This is a genomic window from Amycolatopsis sp. NPDC051758, assembly GCF_044453095.1.
Lineage (GTDB): Bacteria > Actinomycetota > Actinomycetes > Mycobacteriales > Pseudonocardiaceae > Amycolatopsis.
In genome coordinates this window covers 35,747-55,071 of sequence record NZ_JBITCJ010000025.1, presented here as the reverse complement: position 1 = coordinate 55,071, position 19,325 = coordinate 35,747, and the positions used below count along the sequence as shown (strand labels likewise).

At 66.7% G+C, this 19,325-nt stretch carries 12 protein-coding genes and 2 pseudogenes; 8 read left to right on the top strand and 6 right to left on the bottom strand.

Features of this window, described 5'->3' with window-relative positions; genetic code table 11:
* Nucleotides 1-26: 26 nt before the first annotated feature.
* The 4 genes and pseudogenes from ACIA5G_RS52435 to ACIA5G_RS52420 form a co-directional block, all read right to left on the bottom strand.
* The gene (locus ACIA5G_RS52435) at nucleotides 27-1,754 is read right to left on the bottom strand and encodes a hypothetical protein (protein WP_395937836.1); all 1,728 of its coding nucleotides are present in this window, start codon (nucleotides 1,752-1,754) and stop codon (nucleotides 27-29) included.
* 92 nt (nucleotides 1,755-1,846) lie between these two features.
* Nucleotides 1,847-2,377, bottom strand: coding sequence for a hypothetical protein (locus ACIA5G_RS52430; protein WP_395937834.1), 531 nt, complete (start codon nucleotides 2,375-2,377; stop codon nucleotides 1,847-1,849).
* Nucleotides 2,355-3,323 carry a site-specific integrase gene (locus tag ACIA5G_RS52425; protein WP_395937832.1) on the bottom strand — a complete coding sequence of 323 codons (969 nt, stop codon included), beginning with the start codon at nucleotides 3,321-3,323 and terminating at the stop codon, nucleotides 2,355-2,357. Before ACIA5G_RS52425 ends, ACIA5G_RS52430 begins: the two co-directional genes overlap by 23 nt.
* A gap of 1,291 nt (nucleotides 3,324-4,614) precedes the next feature.
* Nucleotides 4,615-4,848: pseudogene (locus tag ACIA5G_RS52420) on the bottom strand (hypothetical protein); the annotation flags it as partial.
* Between the two features lie 884 nt (nucleotides 4,849-5,732).
* On the opposite strand from ACIA5G_RS52420, the gene ACIA5G_RS52415 reads away from it, so the two are divergent.
* From ACIA5G_RS52415 to ACIA5G_RS52405, 3 genes are read left to right on the top strand one after another with little or no spacing between them, the layout of a single operon-like run.
* Nucleotides 5,733-5,993, top strand: a complete 261-nt coding sequence (locus tag ACIA5G_RS52415) for a hypothetical protein (RefSeq protein ID WP_395937830.1) — start codon at nucleotides 5,733-5,735, stop codon at nucleotides 5,991-5,993.
* A 25-nt stretch (nucleotides 5,994-6,018) separates the two neighbouring features.
* Nucleotides 6,019-6,588 carry an RNA polymerase sigma factor gene (locus tag ACIA5G_RS52410; RefSeq protein WP_395937828.1) on the top strand — a complete coding sequence of 190 codons (570 nt, stop codon included), beginning with the start codon at nucleotides 6,019-6,021 and terminating at the stop codon, nucleotides 6,586-6,588.
* Nucleotides 6,581-8,206, top strand: coding sequence for a DUF4407 domain-containing protein (locus ACIA5G_RS52405; RefSeq protein WP_395937826.1), 1,626 nt, complete (start codon nucleotides 6,581-6,583; stop codon nucleotides 8,204-8,206). Before ACIA5G_RS52410 ends, ACIA5G_RS52405 begins: the two co-directional genes overlap by 8 nt.
* A 1,927-nt stretch (nucleotides 8,207-10,133) precedes the next feature.
* Here ACIA5G_RS52405 and ACIA5G_RS52400 read toward each other — a convergent pair.
* A pseudogene (locus ACIA5G_RS52400) lies at nucleotides 10,134-10,925 on the bottom strand (hypothetical protein); the annotation flags it as partial.
* Between the two features lie 437 nt (nucleotides 10,926-11,362).
* Between ACIA5G_RS52400 and ACIA5G_RS52395 the strand changes: the two are divergent.
* Genes ACIA5G_RS52395 through ACIA5G_RS52375 form a run of 5 tightly spaced genes read left to right on the top strand, consistent with a single transcriptional unit; the run spans nucleotide 11,363 to nucleotide 16,661 of the window.
* A complete protein-coding gene (locus tag ACIA5G_RS52395; RefSeq protein ID WP_395937824.1) occupies nucleotides 11,363-12,490 on the top strand; it encodes a BMP family ABC transporter substrate-binding protein in 1,128 nt (375 codons plus the stop codon).
* On the top strand, nucleotides 12,487-13,959 hold the full coding sequence (locus ACIA5G_RS52390; protein ID WP_395937821.1) for an ATP-binding cassette domain-containing protein: 1,473 nt from the start codon (nucleotides 12,487-12,489) through the stop codon (nucleotides 13,957-13,959). Before ACIA5G_RS52395 ends, ACIA5G_RS52390 begins: the two co-directional genes overlap by 4 nt.
* Entirely contained in the window at nucleotides 13,953-15,017 is a 1,065-nt protein-coding gene (locus ACIA5G_RS52385) for an ABC transporter permease (protein WP_395937819.1), read from the top strand. Before ACIA5G_RS52390 ends, ACIA5G_RS52385 begins: the two co-directional genes overlap by 7 nt.
* Nucleotides 15,010-16,011 (top strand): ABC transporter permease, encoded by a 1,002-nt coding sequence (locus tag ACIA5G_RS52380; RefSeq protein ID WP_395937817.1) that lies wholly within the window; start codon nucleotides 15,010-15,012, stop codon nucleotides 16,009-16,011. Before ACIA5G_RS52385 ends, ACIA5G_RS52380 begins: the two co-directional genes overlap by 8 nt.
* Nucleotides 16,008-16,661, top strand: a complete 654-nt coding sequence (locus ACIA5G_RS52375; RefSeq protein ID WP_395937815.1) for a class I SAM-dependent methyltransferase — start codon at nucleotides 16,008-16,010, stop codon at nucleotides 16,659-16,661. The genes ACIA5G_RS52380 and ACIA5G_RS52375 overlap by 4 nt, the downstream gene beginning before the upstream one ends.
* Nucleotides 16,662-16,688: 27 nt before the next feature.
* Here ACIA5G_RS52375 and ACIA5G_RS52370 read toward each other — a convergent pair whose 3' ends face one another.
* A complete protein-coding gene (locus ACIA5G_RS52370; RefSeq protein WP_395937813.1) occupies nucleotides 16,689-18,947 on the bottom strand; it encodes a tetratricopeptide repeat protein in 2,259 nt (752 codons plus the stop codon).
* Nucleotides 18,948-19,325 lie beyond the last annotated feature (378 nt).

Here is a 19,325-nt window from a genome sequence, read left to right as displayed (position 1 = left end):
TGGCGACGGAGCCGTCGCAGGTGTGGTCACGACCATTCCCAGGGGGCTTCGGCGAGGTCGAGCATCGTCTCGGCGGGTGGGCCGTGTTGCGCCCGGGCGACTTGCGCCGGGGTGAAACGTGGCAGCACGTCGTGCTGGATGGCTGCCCACGTGGTGCCGTAGCGATCCCACCAGTCCTGTTCGGACAGTGTCGTGCGCCGCCGGTTCAACGCTGCGGTGAGCGCGGTGATCGCCGGCAAATGTGCCTCGGTGATCAGGCAGTTGCTGCAGTGGAAGCACGCGAGCATGGTGATCGGGCGGCACGCGCGGCCGGTGTCGGGGCGATGCTCGGGGTCGCGGCACGCCGACCAGGGTCCTTCCGTGGCGCTGCGGCCCGGAGAGCCGGCTGGGTCGACCGCCAGGGTGGCGGCACCGGTGTGTTCGAGCGCGCGGCGGTGCGCGGTCAACGCTGCGGTCTCGGCGTCGGCGACCGCGTCCCCGATCACTTCCTCGGCCCAGTCCGTCGTCGTGGGGTCGCCGCGCAGGTAGTGGGAGAACAGCACCGGCACGGTGTTCGAGCGGGCGGCCGAGGGTAGGTGCCCGCCGACGGCGCGGGTGCGTCGAACTTCGGCGCTGGTGCGCACGCGGCGCAGATCGACGGGCAGCGGCCGGGGGACGTCGTCGGGGTCGGCAGCGTCGACGAGGAGACCGTGTTTGGCGGCCCACTGCGTGAACGGGACGGCGCTGCCCAGGCGCCGAGCAAACGGGTTCCGGATCTGCGGGCCATCGGTGGTGCTGCGAGTGTGGCTTGCCCAGATCGACCAGAGGGTGTCGTTGCCGGTGAAGCCGCGTCCACGCTTCATCAGCCGGTGCAGCAGCAGATACAGCCCTCCCGGTGTGTGCAAGCGGCGATGGGAGGGTCCGATTTCCCAGTTCACGGAGTCGAGCCAGCCCTGCGCGCCGCGGCGCCGTTTGACCAGCTGCAGCCCCAGCGCGCGGTCGCCGACGAGCTGGTGCTCGGCGGGCAGTTCCTTGACGGTTTCGATGTTGCGAGCCGAGACCGCCACCATCAGCACCAGCAACGCCGGCAGGTCGGCGCGGGTGACGAACAGGTTCCCCGCCAGCGCCCGTTGCGCCTCCTGCCATGGCACGCCGGCGCTACCTGCCTGCGTCGGAACCACGCCGGTATCGGTGATCTCGGCCAACGCGGCTCCCAGCGCGCGGTCCTGCTGCTGCAGGTCCTCCGGTGCGGTACGCCAGGCTTGCATGATGTGCTCGCCCCGGTCGATCCGGTCGGCGACGGCCGCGACGTCGGCGCGGGCTGCGGCCACCAGGCGACGGAACTCGCCGTCGGAGTAGCCCGGCAGGCTGCGGTGTGTCGTACCGCGGGTGCGTACCGCCAGCACATCCCAGGCGGCTGCCGGGACCGATACGGGATCGGGCAGATGCCGCAGAAGGCGGCGCAGCTCGGCGAGCTCGGAGGTGACCACGGCACTCGAAGCCGCGGCGCGTCGATGAAGGCGGTACTGGTGCAGGTGCCCGGCGGTCAGGGCAGGGGGATCCGTCGGCGGCTCGGGCAGGCTGGCGAGGAAGCGCAGCAGGCGAGCGGCGGCGATCCATGCGTTGTTCGCCGACTCCCGCGTGCGCAGCCCGCCGGCCGGGCCGGTGCGTGCGGCCAGCGCCTCGGCGATCGGAGCGTGCCAGCCCGGCAACGGCAACGTCCCGACCGGCCACGCCCGAGAGCGCCCGTCATCACCGACGAACGGCACGCTCAACTGTCCGCTGTGCCCGGTCGCCGCTGCCGGGGCTGCGTAGTCTCCGCTGGGCATCGCGGCCGGCCGGCTGGGTCCGGTGCTGCCCCGGCCGGTCACGGACGAGCCTGTTCCGTCGGCTGCACCACGGCGTCGGTCCAGTCGTCGGGCACCAGAGCCAGCCGGGTTTCCATGTCCAGCTCGGCCAGCGTGTGTAGGTAGATCTGCGTGGTCATCACAGACCGGTGGCCCAGCCGTCGCCGGACCCAGTCGAGCGGATCACCGAAGACCCGCACGTACTGGCCACGTTGCGCCGGATCCAGCGATCCCAGCGCGGCCAGGTGACCGCGCTGCAGCTGCTCCAGGGTGATCACCGCGAACGAGTGCCGCAGCATGTGCGCGTGCACCGCGAGAGCAACTCCGACAGCACGGCAGCGCGCGTTGGCCTCGGCGAACATCTTCTTCCATCGCGCCACAGACAACGGCAGACCATGCTCACCCAGCCACAACGCCGCGGGCTCGAGGCCCTGCTCGGTCTCGACCAGCAGCTGCCGGCGTACCTCCCAGTGCAGGTTCGCCACCCGCACCGCGCGCCCACTCCGATCGCGCGCCAGCAACAAGCCGTCACGGCTGCGCTGGTCGATCACCAGCGGGTCCCGGATCCGCGCGTAGCGTCCCCCCTGATCGTGCCTGCTCGACCACCTCGGCGCGATCACACCGCACGTACGCGGCGACCTCCGCGGCGATCGCGGCCGGCACGTACACCGTGCGACCCGATCCGCCCTTCGCGATCGCGGCCGGCAACTCGAACGGCCGGTACGCCATCTCGTCTCGCACCAGCGGAAACTCGGCCACGGCCAGCGCGGACTGCTCACCCAGCCGCAGGACCGTACGGATCATCAGATCACAGAACGCCGCGTCTCGTGAGCTCCATCGGCCCCGGAAATCAATGCGCGGCAACCCGTTCGTGTCGAATCCTCGGACGCCGATGTCACGCCAGACGCGGTAGCCCGTGATCGGGATCCATGGCACCCCAGCCGGGCCGATGTCACGCGAGTACGTCGCCGGGCGGTGTTCGTCCAACGTTGACCGGGACGCCCAACCGGCACGAGCGGCACCCGGCCTGCGCCAGTGCTGTGGGACCGGGCTGACCTCGAGATACCCGGCTGCGACAGCCCAGCGGTAGAACTGGTTCACCGCGGCCAGTTCTCGGTTCCACGTCGCCCCTGACACGCGTGGCCCTTGTCCGTCGTGGCGGCGCCAGTGCAGGTAGGCCAGGTGGTCCTCTTCGCGTGCCTGATTCCAGCGTCTCCGAGCTCGGGCGGACGACAGGAAGGTCAGGAACGCGGCCAGGTCCCGCGCGTAGCCATGCTGGGTCCGCTCCGCCAGCGACCGCATCCGCGCGCTCGCGAAGAAGCCGTTAAGTCGGACGTCGTACTCGAACTCGGGCGACAACACGAACGGTGCGCCCGCCACCACTGGCGCCGACCGGAGCCACGCGGACCAGTCGACGCCCGCCCGGTGGCCGCCAACAGTGGCCCCTTCCATCTGCGCGGGCGTCGTGTGCACCCGCCATCGTTCCAAGATCGTCATCAGATCGACGATGGTGCGGTCAGTGACCGCCTACACACAAGTTGAAGGCCACGACAAGCTCCCACACCACGCCAGATCGCTGTGGGGAAGTCAGCGACTACAATTCGAACACAAGTACGATCCTGGCTCTGATCCTGCGGGTGCGGGCGCGCGCTGTCAACTCGGCGTGACGTCGATAACCCCTGCTAGAGGGCGAACGCGCGGAACAGTGGTGGGTCGCTGCAAACTACTCTGGGGCTTTTTGGATGTCGCAGCATGATAGGCCGAATGGCTGATCGTGAAGGTGTGGCGGCGGGAGATCGACGGTGTCGAACTGTTGTTAAGCGACAGTGGAGCTGGCGCACCGTCACTCGAGTTGGCGCCTACTTGGCGCTTGCGACATTAGATGTGGCGACGCACCGAGCAGCGCAACATCCTGTTGGCCTTCACCTCGCCCGTGAGATCGGCTACTGCGCCAGTACAGTGGGCGCATTTCGTCGATCGAGAACCGGCTGTGGTGAGTGTCATCTCAGGTAGTCCGAGCGGGCGACGGCGAGCCTAGTCGAACTCGGGCCGAACCTTGGGCCGGGTACTGATCTTGTTGGGGAACACCCGGGGTGCAATGCGCAGCCGCGAGCGCGTCGAGCTGGTTGGCCAGCTCCTTGGTCGCGGTCCCGCGGCGGGCGTAGCCGATCCGGATCGGCGCACCGGGCGCCGACGGCGTAGCCGTGGCGATCGGCCTGCCTGGCTTCCACGTCCGGCCCGGACCGGGGTCGGGCGGGGTAGTGACGAGAGTTCTTCGTGCAGCTCGACCGCGGCCTTCGGAAACTCTCCGCAGCCCGGCCGCGTAGGTCCGCGGGTCGACGCACTCTCCCCCTCAGCGAGTCGACCCGCGTTCCGCTAACGCGAAACCGCGAAGCCCGCGAACGCGGTAATTAACTCGGGACGGACGATCAGGACCGCTGCGGCAAGCGCTGCGATGACTACGGCTGTCACTGCCACAGTGACAACGAGTCGCACGAGGTCGCGCCGTGCGTCTCGGCTGCTCACGATGGTCGCGGCGAGCTGTGTCACCTCGTGTCGGCGGCCTGACCCGCGCCACTTTGGATGCGCCCGTTTGGTAAGATTGTCCATGGATCTATTCCTTACTTGACCGTGGGGATTTGATTCGGGCGCTCGAGCTGTTCCGTCAGTTCGGGCGCCGTTATTATTTCGAGATCTAATTTTGTAGGTTTACCTAGTCTCCCTTCGTGAGCATATGCCGTCAGCGAGCGCGGCCGACGGCAACGGAGGTTGCCACATTAGGCTGGCCTCAGTGACTCCTCGGTGCACCTCTGTCATTGCATCCGAGGTCGAGTCGAAATGCACGTAGTCTTGTCGAAGTTTGCTTTTTGTGATATGTTCGAAATCGATTTGGTACTGTTTGGTCGCATTTCAGTGCTGTGCAGTCCATCCAGTTGCGGTTGAGGTGCGGGGTGTCGATCTCCCCGGCGTGCGCGGCGTAACGGTACGAGTGCGCAAGCGGCCAAGACGGAAACGTGTTGGTGAGAAGCGAGTCCGGTGTGGCGTCCAGCGATCGGTCGCTGGTACCGTCTCGGCATGTAGCCGGGTCACACCTGGCGCCCACGTGTGTCCGTGGCGCGCCCACGACCTCAGTGGTAGCCGCGGTGGGCGCGCGAGGCCGTGTGCCCGAAAGACCCGCCGGTCGACGTCGAGGCCGACATGACCCTGGTCCTGCCGCCGCGGCGGCAGTGCTGGAGGAAAAGAAGACGCCGATCTGGCCTCGCCACGGGTGTCCGCGTCGGGTTCGTCGACCGCGGCGGGCTCGAAAAAGGCCAGATAGAACGACCACCTCCGCTCCGGAGCGGTCACCGCGACTGGCATGGCCGCAGGTCGCCGCGAGCGTCCGGGTCAACTTCAGCGCCGCCTGACAACAAGCTAGTTGGTCATCCGACAGGCATTCTGATCACTCCCGTGGCTGCGCGACATTGAACTTGGCCATTCAGCCCCGGGGTGGGCCACCGAGCGTGATCAGGCGCAGCAGTCGTTGCGCTGAGGTGGCGTTGTCGGTTTGGTCGGTTGTGGCGTCCGGAGTGCGGCGCGTGGCCGGCTGACGAGTGCGGCGCTGTCGGTGCGGCGATAACTCGAGGCTGACCGCCTAGTGTCCCATGCCGAACGTCCCGACCTGGTGGGATGCGCATCTGGCCGCGGCTGCGCCGGGTCCAGCCGCGGGCCTCCGCGTCGTCTGCTCGGGCGCGACGACGTTGAACAGCGCCAGTCATTCGTGGGCGTCGCCGGGGCTCGCATTCGAGGACGAAGCACCCAAACGGACTAACCTGCGGTGAACTTTCATGATCGACTGTCACATCAGCCGCCGCAATGTCAGTTATCAGGTGTGTTCGTCAGCTCCCCGGAAGAAGGCAGACGGCGATGATCGAATTGCTCGGCGTCTTGGACCACGTGTCATGGCCGACGTGGCTGGCCGCGAGCGGATTTCTGGCTCTGCTCGTTCTGGCTAGGCTCGTCGCTGAACGCGCCCGCCGCCGGACGTACGAAGTGCTCTTGTCGAGGAGTGAACCGCAGACCTTGCTGATCGATAACACCCGGCATGGGCGGAAGATCGTCGTGTACCGGGGATCCAGGGGCGCGCCGTCGCCGATCCAGACACTGCTGATGCGGGGGCGGGAATGAAGTCGCCGACGGAGAAGAGGAAGTAGTGGACGACGAATATCGCAGTTTCGACGCGTTCGTCGTCAAGCACTTGCGAGGTTTCCTGTGGCCTGCCGCCAAGATGATGCTGTCGCGCAGGCGTCAGCCGCTCCAGGACGTGGACGACGTTCTTCAGGAGACGCTCACCCGGTGTCTGGCCAGGTGGCCGGACATAGTGGGCTGCCGGGATGAAGAAGGCCTGATGGCCTTTTTTATCCAGACGATGTCCAACGTGGTGCATGAGCAACGCCGGGACCTGACGAAGCGAAGCGAGCACATTGAGCTCACGCTCGTGCACGACCGTGACGCAGGCGATCCCGGTCCGGTGGGCCACGTCATGAGCCAGGTCGAGCTCGCGATCTTTCAAGAGGCGGTCGGCGAGTTGAACGAATCCGATCGACTACTGCTCGAGCTCATGATGTCCGGCATCACCGACCAGGAAATCGCTGTCGAACTGCAGGTCTCTTTGCCGACTGTCCGGCAAAGACGTTCGCGGATGCGTCAAAAATTGCGCAATTTTTTGAACAAATTCGGTTTTGGTGACGGAAAAGCACGGGAGGGTGGAACGGATGACTGACGATGAGGCGGACCGTCGCCCCTCGTGGGAGGCGTCCTCGTCGACGCCCGAGGTGACCGGTGACCCAGTCGTCGACGAGGTCCTGCACAAAGCCGGCCTCCAGGCGCAGCTAGGTGGTCCGCCGCCCCCGGATCCGCGAGAGTTCATGGCGTCTTTCTGGGCGAGTAAAGGCGTAAATTCTCCTGCTGTCGAGGGGGAGTCTGCCCGAATGTCACAAGACGAGCCGTCGTCTTCCCTTGCTGCCGGCTCGATCGACGTCCGGCTTGCGGAAACCGTTGCCGCGATCGCGCGCTCGGCGGCGCCGGATGAGGGCCGTCGCCGTCGCAGGTCCCGGTGGTCGTGGTGGCTCGCGCGGCTCGCGGGTGCGCAGCCGGAGGTTCTCGTCAAGGCGGGGATCGAGGGCGACCGGTACACGGCGATGGGTGGTGTGCTCCTCACGACGGCGGCCATGGCCGCCGTTTCCGCGACGTTCGCACTTCACAACGCAGTAAACTTTTCTGCGGTCGCTGCCGCGATTGGCGGTGTACTGTGGGGAATCGCCATCTTCAACCTCGACCGAATGCTCATCATCAGCATGACCCGAAGTCGCGGATGGTGGCGAAACGCCTTTGCTGCGGTGCCGCGGATCGCGCTGGCCCTTCTGATGGGCACCGTCATCTCCGTGCCGCTGGTGCTACGGATATTCGAACCGGCGATTCAGAGCGAGATGCAGATCATGAGTGCCGAAGGGATCCAGCGCAGCTCGCAGACGCTTAATGCGGCCTTTCCAGATATCAGCGCCCTCGAGAGCGAGTTGTCGAAGCTCAAGGACACGGTATCCGGGATGGACCAGCCAGCGGTGGCGACCGATCCGGACGTCGCAGCAGCCAGAAAAGACGTCGAGACCGCTCAAGCGGCTTACTCCGCGGCCTCGCATGAGGTCGAATGTGAACTCAGTGGCACGTGCGGTACCGGGAGGCCGGGAAACGGTCCAGAGTTACGCTTCAGGCAGCAACAGGCCGATCTGGCCAAAACTCAGCTCGATACTGCGCAGGGGCGCCTCAATACCGCGATAGACCGGGCCGAAAGTCGTATTTCCGAAGGCGCGGCATCCAGCCGTGCCGCCGCGCAACAGCAACTGACCTCCGTGCAGAAACGCCTCGCCGAACGCCAGCAGCAGAAGGAGCAGGCTCTGGCGGCGGCCACTTCGGCTGAAATGGGGAACGATGGCTTGCTGACCCAGGTCGAAGCTCTTGAACGCCTGACGGACAGCAACGGCGCGATCGGCTATGCAACCTTGCTGCTCATGGTCTTGTTCATGACCATCGAAATCCTTCCGGTGGCGGCTAAGCTGCTGTCGATCTCCGGAAGTGAAACCCTTTACGAAGAAGTTTTGGCCGACGAGGAAAAAATGTTGCGGCAACGGTCGGCTGATGTGGAGAAGGCGGCGGAAGCCGCAGCAGCAAAAACCATCGAGAAGAGCCTCGAGTCTTGGGACCGGATACTCAAGAGCTACAGCGACGAGCAGATGGCAACTTTCCTGTTCCGCGCTGAGACGAGGAAGCGTGGTGAACGAGGCCGCCGGAAGCCGTCCGACCCAGAGGGCCGGCTACGGCGCGTCGTCGGCGGTTCGGACTGAGCAGACCAGGTGCGGGGCGCGGTGACCGGTGCGTCCCGCACCGGCGGTCACGACGACGAGATGTAACGGGGCGCGGCGTCGCGAGTTCGACTACCTGCGCAACCGCTCATAGGAAGCTGGCCACGCCGGACCGACGCCGGGCCGAGCACCCACGAGACGGCCGGATAGTGACACGCAGGGGGCGCGTCAGGCTATTTGTCCCGCTGCTTGTCAGCGCCTTGTGTCCAGTCAGCTCAGCTGTCGCTCGACAGTGCGTCACCGTCGAGCGAAGTCGCTGCACCCATGCTGGCCAGGTCAGTACTCAAAGCAGGTTATGTACTGAATGGGAACCCACTCGATGCAGGATGGGGTGGTTCGTTCGATCGAAAAGGACGCCGGACGACTTCGTCGAAGAACCAGGAGCCGCGTATCATCAGCCCTGACGCAGAGCCGCCCCCCGGTGGCGACCGGGGGGCGACTCGCCTTGCGTCCGCTGTCAGCGCCGGAGTAAGTGGTCGATCAACTCAACCAGCGCCTTCAGCACCTTGAGAGCGGGGCTGATCCAACGGGTCGCCCCGCTCTCCTCTTTTTGGATGCCCACGAGGGCCTCCTTGTGGGCAGGTGCCCCGAAGAGGGGGCACTCTCCTTGGTGGCCAGCTGGCCACCAAGCCCGTTAGCTCCAGATCCACCGATGTGGCAGGTCAACCGGGTAGCCATGCGCACCAGATTACGAGGTCGGGGGCTCATATCCCCACCTGCGATCGCAACACATCCCAAGACGTGGGATCACAATGTGTCGAATTCAGCATTCGCGCAGCTCAGGCAAGATTAATCGGCTGGGTGATAACGTTGTTCTAACCGAGAGCTATGGAGAAGTAGCATTGGGTGTTCGTAACACGGTGTTGCTATCGCCGGGGCGTCCGCGGCGGTCAGCTCAGCCCGGTGGCGGTACGCCACACAGGGGTTCTATCGGGCAAGCAGTGCCCGGACGTCGGCGACCGACACGGCGCCGGGGGGTGGCTGACCAGTGCGCTAAGCGTCCGGCCCGGCGGTCGAGTCGTCCCTCACTCAGGGGTATTTCTCGCCCCAGCTGATCAGCTCGCCAGCGACCATGTCGTCGGCGAGCACGAGGTACGGCTGCTCCAGGATGCGCTCGAACAGAGACGACTTCACCCTCTTTGGTCGAGACGCCTGTTGATCTTTTGGATGTCGAGGATGAGCGCGATCGCGTTCCAATGGCCGGTCGGCTGCCTCATCAGCTTTCCGGCGAGTTCCCGGCGTGCTCGGCTGTCCATGCGGGCGCGGGGTTCGTCGGGGCCTCCGCCCGCGCACGGTATGGCGCCGCAGGGAGCCTGCTGTGGCTCAGGCGCGCGGCGTGGGTTCGGGTGCGGTTGGCCGCGGTGGCGCCGCTGCCGTCGCAGCGCACGTTCAAGCGGCTGGTCGACAACCTGACCGCCGGGCAGCACACCTTCGGGCCCACGACCTCGCGCCGGACCCAGGCCAACCGGCGGCAGGGCTCGTTCGCCCCGACCGCGGCGAGTCCGGCGCGCGGTGCGGGCTTTGGGCGATTCCGAAATTTTCTGGTCGCTGGGCGGTCCTGTCGGGGCTATCAGGTAGACAGAGATTCGGTCCTGCAACCATGGAGATGACGAGCATGATCACGTTGAACGTTGCGGACGACATCGACGACGAGGTCAGGATGGCGCTGGCGCCTGTACTCGGGGGCTCCACGAAGGTCGTGAACATCCAGCTGGCGCCGGTTGCTTGCAAGACCCCTCCGTGTCCGCGGTTCGAGGTAGAGAAGACCTCGTTAGGCTTGAGGATGCGCATTCCGGCCGTTCTGCCGGCGTGGCCCCTGATCTTGGTGGCGGGGTCACCCTTAGTGCTGCCTTGCCTGCTAGCACTGTCGTGCTGGCCTGATTCGGCTGTCACGACCATTCCGTGCCCTTCACTCCAGATGATCGGCAGACGGCTCCGCGCTGCCGTGCAGGGTAGCCGGTCCGTCCCAGCGCTCACGGATGATGGTCGCCAGTGCGTCCAGGTACGTTCGGGCGTCGGCGGCGGCCTGGGGGTCGGCGGTCTCGAAGAGCCGATCGAGTTCGAGGAGCGTGGCGTGCGCCTGGCTGGCGGCCTGCTGTGGTGGCGCCGGCTCAGCAGCCCTCAACCATTCCTCGCCCCACAGGGCGGACCCGGCCTGGCTGATGGCCGAGCGGAAGATCAGCTCCTCCACCTTGTCTGCTGTTAGGTCGAGTTGTGCCGCCCATGACGTCAGCAGCGCGAGGTACCGGTCGTAGGTCGATGGCCGCCAGTCGTCGATGTTCAGGCGCTCACGTGCGTGGGTGATCAGCCAGCGGCGGACGACGGCGTCGAGGATCGGAGTGACGTGCTGGGAGGATTCGGCGGCGGTGACGAACCGCAGGTACTTGGTGCCGAAGGCGACGCCCAGGTAGCGCAGCCGCTTGTTGGCGAGGTCGCGGAAGGCCGCGGCTCCGCCGTGATCTTGGGCGATGCGTGCCACCTCGGCCAGTCGTTCGGCGGCGTGGGTGTTGTCGGTCAGCACGCGGGCTGTTCGCCAGGGGCCGTACCCGACCGGTCCGTAGCCCCAGATCATGGCGACCAGGAACGCCTGTTCAGCGCCCTCGGTGGTCCTGGCGTGCGCTGCGTGGCGTGCGGCTTCGGCGCGGTCGATCGGCTCGGGCAGGGCACTGAGGAACGCGTGGTGCTGCGGGAAGTACCTGAGCCACGATGGGCGCGACTAGCTCGAAGGCGGCTGCGGCGGTTCACCGCGGTCTCGCCATCGCTGCACGGCGGCTGTCAAAGCGTCTGGAACTACCGCTTCGGAACTGTCGTTCACGCGTCCCTCATCGATCGCCGGTATCGGGTCGTGGCTGTGCGCTTAGGCCACTATGTCGGAGTGTAGGTCTCCGGGCGCAGGGGCATTTCAGCGCTGATCCGGAATCGCGACGGCCGGTGCCCGTCGCCTGCAAGCAGAGGTCGTACCGTGAACGGGATCGGGCCCGGCAAACCCTTCCCGTCGCAGGATGACGTCCTTCGGGCTTTAGCACGGCACGCCGTGCGAGGGCCGCGTCGCGCGAAGCTTGTGAGCCCGCGGCTCTGTGCCTCGTCGAGGAGACTCACATCGACGTTGCAGTCCAGCACTCCCTTGCTGCGGTGCCGATGGACGGGCTCGTGAGGCGCCGTCGTCGCGGTGCGGCTGTTTCGAGTTTCTCTGCAACAAGCCGGGCGGTGGCACACTATGTCCGCCGAAGCGAGTGGGGAGCCAGGTACATGGGGCGGAAGACAACGGCGACTGCTGTTGCGGGAGTCATGCTTTTGGCGGTAGCGATCGCCGGGTGCCGATCCGATGCGCAACCGGAAACGGGCACAGGAACCACCCGAGTCGCGATCATCCTCGGCGGCGTGGCCAACGACGGCGGGTTCAACGAAGCCGGCGCCTCCGCAGTGGAGACGTTGCAGCGCGAGGGCAAGATCAGCGCACAGATCCGGCAGTCGGTGGCCAACGCCCGCGACGCCGAGACGGCTGTGCGGGAATATGCCAACGCCGGGTACGACCTGGTGATCGGCTGGTCAGCGAGCTTCTCCGACGCCGTGTACCACGTCGCCACTGAACCGGCGTTCTCCAAGACTCGCTTCCTGGTCACCGGCGACGCCAGCGACAAGCAGAAGCCAGCCGCGAACATCGAGACCTGGAACTACGACAACATCCAATACGGCTACCTGCTGGGCTGGATCGCCGGGAACACGAAGCTGGCCCCGATCGGCATTATCGACGGCCAGCCCATCCCCGCACAGGTTCGCAAGTGGAAAGGCTTCGAACTCGGAGTCCACGCGGTCAACCCCGCCGCTGCCGTCCGCTCGCCCATCTTCACCGGAAGCTGGGAGGACGCGACCAAGGCCAACCAGGCCACCGTGGCCCAGCTGGACTCCGGGGCTCACCTGATCGCCACCAACTCCGAAGGCTTCTCGCCCGGCATCGCCTCGGCGGCCGCCGCTCGCAACGTCGCGACCGTCGGCATGAATTCGGCGACCAGCGACACCGCTAAAAAGATCAACGTCGGTCGTGCCCGCCTCGACCTGCTCCCCATCCTTCGACCGATGATCGACCGGCTGAAGAACGGCACCTTCGGCAACCAGACATCGATCAGCACCATCGCCAACAAGTCGCTCGTGCTAGACACCATCACCAAGGTCCCGGCCGCACCCGGCCTGCCCGACGACATCCAGGTCCGGGCCGAGAAGCTCGCCCAGCAGCTCGCCGACGGAACCGTGAAAATCGGCCCGTGACCGCGGCGCTCGCCCTACACTGTGTGTCCCGCCAGTTCGGTACGGTCCAGGCCCTGCACCAGGTGGACCTGCGGATCGAAGCCGGCCAGGTACACGCGGTGCTCGGAGAGAACGGCGCTGGCAAGTCGACCGCTATCCGTATCCTGGCCGGTCTTGACCAGCCGGACTCCGGCTCCGTCGAACTGAACGGCACGCCGCTGCGGCTGCGCTCCCGTGAGGCGGCCATCCGTCACGGCATCGGCCTGATTCCCCAGACCGGCAGCTTACTAGCCGAACTCTCTCTGGAGGAAAACCTCGCACTCACCCAGCCGCGCGTCGTCATCCGGCGCCGCCGGATCCGCGCGGCACTCCAGGACGCCGCCGTTGCCGCGGGTGTCGAGATCGACTCCACCACGCCCGTCCGGCAGCTGGGCCGTGCGCAGCAACAACTCGGCGAAGTAGCGCTTGCCCTCGCGCAAGGAGTGAGGATCCTGCTGCTCGACGAGCCGACCTCAGTTCTCGACCCGAGTGAGACTCGCGGTCTCCATTCCAGGCTCCGCGAGCTCGCCGCAACCGGGGTCGCTGTAGTCTTGATCACTCACCGTATGGCGGAGCTGCGCGCGGTAGCCGACGTCGCGACCGTGCTTTCCCACGGGCACGTCACCTGGCACGGCCGCGTGCCCGACACCGACGACACCGCTCTCGCGGCCGCCATGATCGGCGAGCACCATCTCAGCCCGCCTCAACGTCGGGCCGCAGTCGAACCTGGCGCCCCGGGGGCGCTGATTCTTGACGGCGTTTCCGCGGCCACCGAAGATCTCGTGCCGGTCAGTGACATCAGCCTTCAGGTGCGACCAGCCGAAATCGTGGCTGTCGTCGGTACGGTCGGCAGCGGGCAACGCGTTCTTGCCGAAGTCGCCGCAGGGGTCATCCGGCCATCCGCCGGGCGCCGCCATGCCGATGACCCGGTCGCTTACGTTCCCGAAGACCGCGCGGCCTCGTTGCTTTCGGTATTGCCCATCAAGTGGTCGGCCGTGCTTCCGCAGTTGCATCAGCGACAGTTCTCCCGGTACGGGACCCTGCGTCGCCGCGAAGTCGCCGCGGCCGCGCGTGATCTGTTCGCCCGCGCCAACGTGCGACCGCCAGACCCCGAGCTGCCTGCCACCGCCCTGTCCGGCGGCAACGCCCAGAAGCTCATCGTGGGACGTGAGCTGGCATCGCAACCCCGCGTCGCTGTCCTGCACGCGCCCACCCAAGGTCTCGACTTGCGTGCCTCCCACGCAGTCAGAGTTCGGATCCGGGACGCGGCGTCAGCCGGCGCCGCCGTGCTGCTGCTGTCCACCGACCACGAAGAGGCTCAGGAACTCGCAGATCGCGTCCTGCTCCTACGAGGCGGCCGCATCGTCGCGGAGTACACCGCGACTCAGTACGCCCAACTTGTCCACCAGTTGGTCGACACAATGCCCGACGGAACCAGCGCGCCGTGCTGAGGGCTCGCAGCCAAGGCCGGCCGAGCGCCGCGCGGACTGCACTGATCGTCAGCGCGTGCCTGTTCGTCGGCTTCGGCCTGGTCACCGCAGTTGTCGCTGCGACCGGCGGTCGCCTCGCCGACGTGGTGACCGGTTGGATGCACGGCGCATTCGGTACGCCATACTCCGCCGCGCAAACCGCGGCATACGCGGTTCCACTGGTCCTGGTCGCCCTCGGCGTCACCCCTGCTCTGCGCGCGGGCGTGATCGCCGTCGGCGCCGAAGGCCAAATGCATCTCGGCGCGATCACCGCGACCGTTGCGGCCTTGTCACCTATCGGCCAGCTGCCTGCTCTCCTCGCCCTCCCGATTGGCGCGCTCGCCGGCATTCTCGGCGGCGCCGCGTGGTCGATGATCCCGGCCATTCCGCTGCTGCGCTGGCAGGCCAGCGAGATCCTCACCGCGCTGATGGCCAACTTCCTGTCCGTGCAGCTGCTGGCCTACCTGTTGCGCACTTCGTTAAGGGATCCAGGCGGGTACTCAGTCCCACGCAGCGCCGACCTGCCCGACCCCACCCGCATCCCGTTCTTGCCTGTCCCTGGTCGGCTTACTGCCGCGTTACTGCTGGTGCTGGTGCTGGTGGCGGTCGGATTCTGGTGGCACCACAGCCGCGCCGCCCGGCTTCTGGACATCTTCGCCGAGAACAAGTGGCTCGCCGCCCGGCTGGGCCTCAGCCCCGCGAAGGCCATCCTCACCACGACCGCGGTCTCGGGCGCGGCCGCCGGACTCGCGGGATGGATGCAAGTCGCCGGACCTGATGGACGGCTCACGCCCGGCGTAGCCGGCGGAATCGCCTTCAACGGCCTGGTCGTGGCCGTTCTCGGCGGCAACCGGCCGGTCCGGATCGTGGTCGCGGGCCTGGTCATGGCGTCGCTGATCACAGGGGCTGACGGTGTTCAGTTGCTGTCTGGCACGCCATCGTCGATTGGCGTAGTTACTCAGGGAATCCTGCTGCTTGCAGTCGCGTTCGCGCTCGCGCTGACCCGCGGACGCGTACGGTTCGGGAGGCCCAGTGACTGAATTCTTGGTGTTGCTGATGGGAAGCGCGTTCGTGTCGGCGGCACCACTGATCCTTGCGGGCCTCGGCGAGATGATCCTCGAGCGCTCGGGCGCCGGATTCAACCTGGGAATCGAGGGCATGCTGTTGCTCAGCGCACTCGCTGGCGTGCTTGGGTCGGCGTTCGGCGGCCCGTGGTTCGGGTTGCTCGTCGGCATGGCGATCGGGACGTGCAGCGGGCTGCTCTATGCCGGTGGTACCGCTTTCGGTGTCGATGTCGTCCTGGTCGGAATCGCGATTTCCATCCTCGGGACAGGGATCTCCAGCTACGCCTTCCAGGTCATCGCCCCCGCCGGACACGCGAACATCAGCGCGCCCTTGTTGCCGACTGTGGCCGTCCCCGGCCTGTCGGCCCTTCCGGAGGTGGGGGAGCCGTTCCGCGCCGTCGGGGTCGGGCTGTTCGTCGCGCTCGGCGGCGCGGCCGTGACCGCCTGGATGCTGCGCAGCACCCGGCTAGGGCTCCGGCTGCGGGCGGTTGCGGACGCCGACGTTGCCATCCTCCGCGGAATCTCCGCGCCGAAGTACCGACTCGTCGCCGCACTGCTTGCGGGGGCGCTGACCGGCGCGGCCGGAGCCGTCCTGGCTCTCGGGACGATCGGCAGCTTCACCCCTCTCATGACTGGCGGCCGTGGATTCCTCGTCCTCGCCGTTGTCATCATCGGTCGCCGCACAACCGGCGGAGTGGTGGCCGGCGCGCTGCTGTTCGCCGGACTCGACGGGCTGGCATTGCTCGCCCAGACCCGCGACCTCGGTATGCCGCCCGAGGCATACCACGCCATGCCCTACCTGGCCGCTTTCATCGTTTTGTGCGCCCACGCGCGGTGGCTCACCCGCCGCCGCGACAAGATCGTGCACGCGGCGGGCCCCGCTCCGCCGATGACAGCGGGATCCGCGACCCACCAGTCCGGAACAGTTGACGATGTCAGCCGCCCACGGCGTGAAAGGCGCTCGCAATGACCGATCCCCGCTCGCCAACAACAGCCGCCCAGCTCTACGACGCCATCGGCGAAACCTATGAAGCCGCCTTCGGGCAGCAGCAGCCGGGATTGACACGCGCCCTCGATCTGCTGGTGTCAGCCTTGCCGCCTCGCGCGCGTGTGCTAGATCTGGGATCCGGCACCGGTCGCCCCGTCGCGGCGACCGTCGCCGCGGCAGGCCACACGGTCACCGGCTACGACGTGTCACAGCGGATGGTGCAGTTCGCGCAGGCACACGTCCCAGGTGCCACATTCGAGGTCAACGACATGCGGTCGCTGAACTTCGACGGGGACAGCTGGGATGCCGTACTCACGGTCTTCTCGCTTCTTCAGCTCTCTCACGCAGATCAGCTCGAGATGCTCACACGCATCTCGCGGTGGCTGGCGCCGGGCGGTTACGTCCTCGTCGCTACCGTGCCGCACCCGGCCGGATGCCCTGGCCGGGAGAGCGAGTGGATGGGACATCGTGTCCGCACCTATAGCTTTCCGGCACTGGCATTGAAAGCGCACCTCGTCCAAACCGGCTTGCAGATACTGCACGACGAGGTCGTGGCCTTCGTGCCGAACAACGACAAGGCCAACGCCGAGGAACAGGTCTACCTGATCGCCCGCAAGCCGGAAGTCGCCTGATCCCACCCGGTTCGCGGGCGCGACGAGCTACTGCTCCGCGGTGGTCAGCCCGTCCCATTCTGCGGCGTAGGTCTCGGCCACTCTCTGATCGATCTGGCGAAGCCGGTCCTGTGCACTGTCGAAGGTCGTGCGTGCCTCGTCCCGCTGCCCCAGCGCCAGCAGAGTCAACCCTTTTTCCGCCAGCGCCTCTGCCTTCCCTTGGAAGTCGTCGCGTCGGTCGAAGGCCCGTACAGCCTCTTCGCAGTAATGCAGCGCGCGTTTCAGATCACCGGACGCTCGGAAGGTGCGGGCGAGCGGGACCGCCGCGTAGCCCATTCCGTGTGGATCGTCCGCTGCTTCCAGCTGAGCGAACGACATCTCGCCGTGCTGCGCCGCGAGGTCGAACCGACCGAGTTCCCGATAGGCGCTGCCCAGGTGCGTTCGCGCCAGGCTCTCTCCCACCTTCGTCCCGACCTCCTGCGCGATGACCAGTGCCTGCTCGCACAGCTGAGCGGACAGCGCGAAATCTCCGCGAAGAAACGCGACTTCACCTTGCTCGATGTAGGCGAATGCCATGAAGCGGTTCGGCTCGTGCCCGCGGCTGACCTCGATCGTGCGCTTTGCCAGCGTGAAGGCCCGCTCGAGTGCGTCCGGCCCGCCGCGCCGAAGGTAACCTTCAGCGAGTTCGTCGGCGGCCTGCGCGACCCGCAGGTAGTCATCGGCCTGCACTGCTGCATTGAGGGCGACCTCGAACGAGTCGATCCACATGCTGACTGGCCGGTGATGGATGAAGAAGTCGAAACATTCGACAGGAATGCGCCAAGCCGCGAACAACATGTCGTGCTTTAAGGCAAGTTCGGCGACGCTGGCAAAGTTGGGCAGCTCGCGAACAGACCATCTGTAGGCCGCGTCGAAGGAGTCGAAGGTGAGCGGCGTGACGCCGTCCGGCGCAAGCTCGAGATGGATGTGGTGATCCGGCCGCTCCGGTGTGATGGCCCAGGAAGCGGCGTTAACCGTGTGCAGGTACCAGTGGACGAGCCTTCGAATGGCGGGCTCCCGCTCCTCGTCGTGATCCGGCCGCGCTGCCTCCTCCGCCGCGTAATCCCGGAGCAGGTCATGCAGGCGAAACGCGCGCTTGGGGAGCGCCTGCATCAGCGACAGCTGGACCAGCTGCTCCATGAGCCGGAACGCCTCGGAGATGGTCGTGCCGGCGAGCGCAGCCACTGAGTCGGCGGTGAGCTGTACACCCGGGTGCACGCCGCACAGGCGGAAGACCCGGGCCTGGTCGTCGGTCAGCTGTCGGTAGGAGTAGCTGTAGGCGGCGCGGACGCCGATCGACTCATCGTCGGCGACCTGCAGTTCGAGAGCGCCGTGCGCCAGCAGCTCCGCGTGTTGTTCGATCGTCAACGTGTCGTTGCTTGCGACCCGCTCGGCGGCGATGTTCAGTGCAAGCGGCAGCCGGGCACACAGGCTGGCCAGTCGCGCGACGGCCGACGGCTCCGCCTCCGCGCGGCGCTTGCCGACGAACCCGCTGATCAGCTCCACCGCGTCGTCCTTCGTCATCGCCTGCAGCGCGATGGCCTCGGCACCGGCTGTGATTACCAAACCGGACATCCGCCGGCGGCTGGTGATCAGGACCGATGTGTTTTGCGAACCCGGCAGGACCTGAGCGACTTGGCGGGAATCTTGAGCGTTGTCGAGCACGATGAGCACGCGGTGCTCGACGCTTGCCCGCTGGTCGAGATGCCCCCGCAGAACATCGAGCTGCATCGAGGGCTGGGCCGGGATTCGTTCCTCGCTCACACCGAGACCGCGCAGCAGGCGCTCGAGAATCTCGCCGGCCTCGGCAGGCTGACGCGGGTCGAAGCCGCGCAGGTCAGCGTAGAGAACATGGTCGAAATCGCGTTGGTGCAGGTTGGCCCACCACCGGGCGAGCGCGGTCTTACCTGTGCCGGGCGGGCCGTAGACGAACGCGACGGTCGATCGATCGGGATGAATCTCCTCGATCAGCGCGCTGCTCAGCGCAGCCAGGGTGTGCTCGCGACCGACGAACAGCGGGGGTGGGGGAGGCAGCGCTGCGTACGGTTCCGACCGGGCGAATTCGGCCAGGGTGACCAAGGCGCCGCCGGCGTCAAGGGCCTCGTCGATCGCCCTGGCGGCCTCGATGGTGGGCGGGAGTTGGCCGAGCTCGATGCGGCTGAGAACGCTGTAGTGGTAATTCACCTTTTCGCTCAGCGCACGCAAGGTCAACTTCCGAAGGCCGCGGAGACGTCGCATGGCCATGCCGAACTGCTGAGCGGCGGTCAAGGGCTGCGGACGGCTTCTCGCAGCCTCAGCCCCCTTGACCATCCCTGCCCCTCCCGCTGGCTCTCTGAGGTCAATCGTCCCACATCTGAGATCAACACGGAGAGTCCGACGCGTGCGACCGTGGAACGACGTCAAGCGGCGATCGACCGCTCTCCCGAGCGGGAATCTTGTTGCGTCGGTACCTCTCGCGCACGTGTCGAAGTCGACGACGCAGGACTGGCGTCACCTCCCGCGTCGATGTTTCGGATGAACTTGAAACACCGCGTTGTGGCGCCAACAGCGGACGTACCAGCAGAATTGAGAGGGGGATGGGAGATCATCATGGATGAGTACAGGCCGCGCGAGGACCCGATGTCGGACGCAGCGACCCACCTCAGC